This is a genomic window from Mesorhizobium sp. M7D.F.Ca.US.004.03.1.1 (assembly GCF_003998635.1).
In the GTDB taxonomy this organism is placed as follows: Bacteria; Pseudomonadota; Alphaproteobacteria; order Rhizobiales; family Rhizobiaceae; genus Mesorhizobium; species Mesorhizobium loti.
Map to the genome: position 1 here is coordinate 1 of NZ_RZQG01000339.1, position 5,945 is coordinate 5,945.

The 5,945-nt window shown below is 63.0% G+C and carries 5 protein-coding genes; all 5 read right to left on the minus strand.

Annotated elements, in window-relative coordinates:
- Positions 1-1,308, minus strand: a 1,308-nt coding sequence (locus EN935_RS19060) for an alpha-amylase family glycosyl hydrolase (RefSeq protein WP_245489004.1), incomplete at its 3' end; no start/stop codon positions are given.
- 11 nt (positions 1,309-1,319) lie between these two features.
- A complete protein-coding gene (locus EN935_RS19065; RefSeq protein ID WP_127373521.1) occupies positions 1,320-2,948 on the minus strand; it encodes an alpha-D-glucose phosphate-specific phosphoglucomutase in 1,629 nt (542 codons plus the stop codon).
- Between the two features lie 3 nt (positions 2,949-2,951).
- Positions 2,952-4,397: a glycogen synthase GlgA gene (gene glgA, locus EN935_RS19070; protein WP_127264029.1), complete on the minus strand. Its 1,446-nt coding sequence runs from the start codon at positions 4,395-4,397 to the stop codon at positions 2,952-2,954.
- Positions 4,398-4,487: 90 nt separating this feature from the next.
- Positions 4,488-5,753 carry a glucose-1-phosphate adenylyltransferase gene (gene glgC, locus EN935_RS19075; RefSeq protein WP_109662424.1) on the minus strand — a complete coding sequence of 422 codons (1,266 nt, stop codon included), beginning with the start codon at positions 5,751-5,753 and terminating at the stop codon, positions 4,488-4,490.
- A gap of 51 nt (positions 5,754-5,804) precedes the next feature.
- The coding region (locus EN935_RS19080) for an alpha amylase C-terminal domain-containing protein (RefSeq protein ID WP_164771203.1) at positions 5,805-5,945 on the minus strand (141 nt) is incomplete at its 5' end.

Genomic DNA, 5,945 nt, shown 5'->3' on the forward strand with positions numbered 1-5,945 from the left:
GTCATGGGCGGCGATGAAATTGACACTGCGGCTGGCGCCTTGCCCGTTCGCGGCAAACACATCGGACGAACCGGCAAGCCGGGTCGCCAGGGCGCCGACCATGCCGGCGTCGCCACGCCAGAAGCGCCTGACATCGTCGCGGTACTTGTCGTTCCATTCGAGGAAAGGCGGCGGGAAATTGCCAAGCTGATAGCCATCCGGACCGATGTCCCACGGCTCGGCGACCAACACACGATCGGCCAGCAGCGCGTCGTCGCGCATCGCTCTCAGCAGCGGCGCCTCGGCATCGAATGTGCCTTCAACCCGCCCCAGGATGGGCGCCAGGTCGAAGCGGAAGCCGTCGGCGCCGGCATCCCTGACGAAATGGCGAAGCGTGTCGAGGACCATTTCCTGGACGACAGGATGGTCGCAAGCGACCGTGTTGCCGGTTCCGGTGTCATTGGCCAGCCTGCCGTCTGATGTGTGCCGGTAATAGGCGTGGTTGTCGAGGCCGCGCAGCGACAGCGTCGGGCCTAGCCTGTCGCTCTCGCCGGTGTGGTTGAAGACGAGATCGAGGATGACGCCGATGCCAGCCTGGCGCAGCACGGCAACCGTGTTTCGCAATTCCATGATGCCGCCCGGCGCCAGACGCGGATCAAGGGCCATGAACGTGACAGGATTGTAGCCCCAGGCATTGCGCAGCCCAAGCGGCGGCAGATGCCGCTCGTCGATCGACGCGGTTACCGGCATCAGTTCGACCGCGCCAACGCCGAGTTTCTTCAGGTGCTCGACAACCAGCGGATGAGCGAGAGCGGCAATGGTACCACGCAACTTTTCCGGAACGTCCGGATGCAGCATGGTGAAGGCGCGCACCGGAATTTCGTAGATCAGGCCGCCGGGCTGGAAGAGCGGCGGCGCTGCCTGCACTGGCTTCGGCAAGGCAGCGGCAATCGCCTTCGGCATCAGTTGCGCGGTATCGGCCCCCTCGCCCCGGCGCTGGGCCAGCCGCCAGTCATAGGTGTAGGACCTGTCGATCTCGACCGCGTAAGGATCGGCCAGGAGCTTGGCGGGGTCGAACCACAGCCCGCGCTCCGGCGCGTAGTCGCCATCGGCGCGAAAGCCGTAGCGGGTGCCGGGGCCAAGGCCCGCAACGAACAGCGCATGGACGCCCTCGCCTTGCGGCTGCAGTTCGAGCCGTTCGATTTCCCGCTTGCCCTGTTCGTCGAAGATCGAGACCCAGAGCCGGCGGGCGGCCTGCGACCACGCGGCAAAGCGGATGCCGCCCTCCGAAACAAGTCCGCCAAATCGCGGCCGATCAGCGGCCGGCATCGCAGATTTCATTAAGTGATAACGCTTGGCTTGGGGCGGCCGGTATGACTGTGAATCCCGGCAATATCATCGGCCGCGGCAATCAGATCGGCAAGGGCGGCCTGCGTGTCGAGATCGTGCCTCGACTTGTCCGGCTCGTAGCGCTCGATGTAGACGCGCAACGTCGCGCCCGACGTGCCGGTGCCGGAAAGCCGGAAGACGACGCGCGAGCCGCCTTCGAACAAGATCCTGATTCCCTGGTTCTTGCTCACCGAACCGTCGACCGGGTCGTGATAGGCAAAGTCGTCGGCATTGGCGATCTTCAGGCCGCGCACGCTGGTGCCGGGCAGCGAAGCGAGCTTGGCACGCAACTCGTCGACCAGCGCATTCGCCCGGTCGCTCTCGACCTCTTCATAGTCGTGCCGCGAATAGTAATTGCGGCCATAGGTCGCCCAGTGCTCGGTGACGATCTGCTTGCAGCTTTCGCCGCGCGCGGCAAGGATGTTGAGCCACAGCAGCACCGCCCACAGGCCGTCCTTTTCGCGGACATGGTTGGAGCCGGTGCCGGCACTTTCCTCACCGCAGATCGTCGCCATGTCGGCATCCAGCAGATTGCCGAAGAACTTCCAGCCGGTCGGCGTCTCATAGATGCCGATGCCGAGTTTTTCAGCAACACGATCGGCCGCGCCGCTGGTCGGCATCGAGCGGGCAATGCCTTTCAAACCGGCCTTGTAGCCGGGCGCCAGGCGGGCGTTGGCGGCGAGCATGGCGACCGAATCCGACGGGGTGACGAAAATGCCCTTGCCGATGATCAAATTGCGATCGCCGTCACCATCCGAGGCGGCGCCGAAATCCGGCGCGTGCGGTCCCATCATCTCGTCATAGAGGTGTTTGGCGTGGACAAGATTCGGGTCCGGATGGTGGCCGCCAAAATCCGGCAGCGGCTTGAAATTGCGGCAGGTGCCGTTGGGCGCGCCAAGCCGGTTTTCCAGGATTTCCTTGGCGTAAGGGCCGGTCACTGCATGCATGGCGTCGAAGCGCATGCGGAAGCCGGAGTTGAACAATTTGCGAAGTGCGTCGAAATCGAACAGGCTTTCCATCAGTTTGGCATAGGCGGCGACCGGGTCGATGATCTCGACCGTCATGCCGGCGGCCTTGACCGTGCCTGTTGTGTCGATGTCGATCGGATCAATGTCGGCGATCTTGAAGCTCGAAATCGTCTTGGTCTTTTCGAAGATCGCGTCGGTCAGCTTTTCCGGCGCCGGGCCGCCATTGCCGGCATTGTACTTGATGCCGAAATCCTCGTGCGGGCCGCCCGGATTGTGACTGGCCGACAGGATGATGCCGCCAAAGGTCTTGTATTTGCGGATGACATGCGAGGCGGCCGGCGTTGACAGGATACCGCCCTGCCCGACCATCACCTTGCCGAAGCCGTTGGCGGCGGCCATGGCGATGGCCTTCTGGATGACTTCGCGGTTGTAGAAGCGGCCATCGCCGCCAATCACCAGCGTCTTGCCCTTGAAGCCATCGAGCGCGTCGAAGATCGACTGGATGAAATTCTCGGCATAGTGCTCCTGCTGAAAGACAGGCACCTTCTTGCGCAGGCCCGACGTGCCAGGCTTCTGATCGGAATAGGGTTTGGTGGGAACGGTCCGTATCATGCTTCAGGCAACCCTTTTCGAAAGCAGCAAGCGATAGAGTTCAACATATTTGTCCGCGCTCTTGTCCCACGACACGTCGGCCTTCATGCCCTGGCGCTGCAGCGATTCCCAGACCGCCGGACTGGCATGGGCGTCGACGAGGCGGCGGATGGCGTGCAGCAAGGCACCGCCATTGTTGGGCGCGAACTGGAAGCCGGTGGCAACGCCGGCCGAGACGGCGGCCTCATTGGCATCGATGACCGTATCGGCCAGGCCGCCGGTGCGGGCAACCACCGGTACGCAGCCGTAACGCAGGCCGTAAAGCTGCGTCAGCCCGCACGGTTCGAAGCGTGAGGGAATGACGATGGCATCACAGCCGCCTTGCATAATGTGCGACAGCCCCTCGTCGTAGCCGACGACGACCCCGATGCGGCCGCGATGTCTGGCAGCGGCGGCGAGCAGCGCGCCTTCGAGGCCGGCATCGCCTGAGCCCAGGATGGCCAGGCGCGCTCCTGTGGCAACGATGCCGTCGACCACCAGCGCCAGTATGTCCATACCCTTCTGCCAGGTCAGGCGGCTGACGACACAGACGATCGGGCTGTCGTCGCGATCGAGGCTGAAGCGCTCCTCGACGGCGGCCCTGTTGGGCGCGCGCGCCTTCAGCGTGCTCGCCGTGTAGGGGGACACCAGATGCTTGTCGGTTTCGGGATCCCAGATGCCAGTGTCGATGCCGTTGACGATGCCATAGAGATCGCTGGAGCGCATGTTGATGAGGCCGTCGAGGCCCATGCCGAATTCCGCCGAGCGGATTTCCTGCGCATAGGTCGGGCTGACCGTGGTGATCGCCCAGGCGGCCTGCAGGCCCGCCTTGAGGAAGCCGACGCCGCCATAATATTCAACGCCGTCAAGCGCCATCGCCGCTGCCGGCAAGCCAAGCTCGCCGAAGATGCCGGCGCCGAACTGGCCCTGGAAGGCGAGATTATGAACGGTCATCATCGACGGTATGCCGACCGCCTTGCCGTAGCGCATGTAGGCCAGCGTCATCGCCGACTGCCAGTCGTGGGCATGGACGATGTCGGGCTGGTAGCCCGAGATGGCACCGCCGGCGATATCGCCGCCGACCTGGCTCAGCGCCGCGAAGCGCCGCCAGTTGTCGGGCCAATCGACGCCGGTCGCATTGCCATAAGGACCGCCGGGACGGTCGAACAGGTGCGGCGCGTCGAGCACGAACAGCTCGAGCCCGGCAAGCTGGACGGAGTGGACAGAGGCCTTGCCGCCCTGCAGCAAGGGATATTGCAGAACCGCCCTCTTTTTCTTGAAGGCGGCCATAACGGTTGGAAAACCAGGAATGAGCGTGCGCATGGTCACGCCCTTGGCCGCCAGCGCAATGGGCAGCGCGCCGGTCACGTCGGCAAGCCCGCCGGTCTTGATCAGCGGGAAAATCTCGGGCGTGACCGACAGAACCTGCATGCGCCTATAATCCGATCCTGTCTGTCCTAGAGTTCTTTGTCTTGACGCAATTCCGGACGGAAACCGTTTCACACTTTTCCTGGAATTGCTCTAAAGCGCCAGCTTGTCGATCATATCCTGTGTGACCAGGCAGATGCCTTTTTCGGAAACGCGGAAGCGCTTGGCGTCGAGAACGGGATCTTCGCCGACCACCAGCCCTTCCGGTATCCTAACACCATGGTCGATGACGACGCGCTTCAACTTTGCGTTCCGGCCGACATGAACGTCGGGCAGCATCACCACTTCTTCCAGCGTCGAATAGGAATTGATGCGCGCCCCGGTAAAGATCAGGCTTCTTTTCAGCGAAGCGCCAGAGACGATGCAGTCGCCCGAGACAAGCGAGGACACGGCCGAACCGCGGCGGCCATCCTCGTCATGCACGAACTTTGCCGGCGGCTTCAATTCGGCATAGGTCCAGATCGGCCAGTCGCGGTCGTAGAGGTCGAGCTCCGGCGTGATATCGGTCAGGTCGATATTGGCTTCCCAATAGGCGTCGACCGTTCCGACGTCGCGCCAGTAGGCCTCGTTCTCGGCGGTCGAACGAACGCAGGACTTGGCGAAGCGGTGGGCAATCGCCTTACCGTGCTGGACGATATAGGGAATGATGTCCTTGCCGAAGTCGCGGCTTGAGCCCGGCTCGGCCGCATCGCGGCGCAACTGCTCCATCAGGAACTTGGTCTTGAAGACATAGATGCCCATCGAGGCCAGCGCAAACTCCGGCTTGTCGGGAATGCCGGGCGGGTCGGCGGGTTTTTCGACGAAGGCGATAATGTTGTCCTTGGCATCGACATGCATGACGCCGAAGCCGGTGGCTTCCATGCGCGGCACTTCGAGGCAGCCAACGGTGACGTCGGCATTGGCGTCGACGTGCTGGCGAAGCATCATCTCGTAGTCCATCTTGTAGATGTGGTCGCCGGCCAGGATGACCATGTATTCAGGCCCATAGGCCTCGATGATGTCGATGTTCTGGTAGACGGCGTCGGCGGTGCCCTCATACCATTGTGTTTCCGAGACGCGCTGGCTGGCCGGCAGGATGTCAAAACTCTCGTTTCGCTCGGGCCGTAGGAAGTTCCAGCCGCGCTGCAGATGGCGGATCAGCGAATGCGCCTTGTACTGGGTGGCGACACCGAGGCGGCGAATGCCGGAATTCAGAGCATTGGAGAGCGCGAAGTCGATGATGCGCGTCTTGCCGCCGAAATAGACAGCCGGCTTGGCACGCCGGTCGGTCAGTTCCTTGAGGCGGCTGCCGCGGCCGCCGGCCAATACATAGGCCATGGCATCGCGCGCCAGCGGCTGGGTCCGTTTCAAGTCTGCCATTTTTACCCTCCCAAGTTACTCAATCTCGACATGCATCCAGTTTCGATGGGCTCAGTCCGCGACGAGTTCGAGCATGATCGTCGACAGCGGCGGCAAAAGCATCGTCGCGGAGATGCTTCCTCTCTCAGCCCGCGCCTCGACCATGCCGCCATTGCCCTTGCCGGAACCGCCATATTCAGAAGCGTCGGTGTT

What these genes read in the sequence shown, in the direction of transcription:
- EN935_RS19065 (WP_127373521.1), bottom strand. Translation starts at nt 2,948, where the DNA reads ATGATACGGACCGTTCCCACCAAACCCTATTCCGATCAGAAGCCTGGC.
- glgA (WP_127264029.1), bottom strand. Translation starts at nt 4,397, where the DNA reads ATGCAGGTTCTGTCGGTCACGCCCGAGATTTTCCCGCTGATCAAGACC.
- glgC (WP_109662424.1), bottom strand. Translation starts at nt 5,753, where the DNA reads ATGGCAGACTTGAAACGGACCCAGCCGCTGGCGCGCGATGCCATGGCC.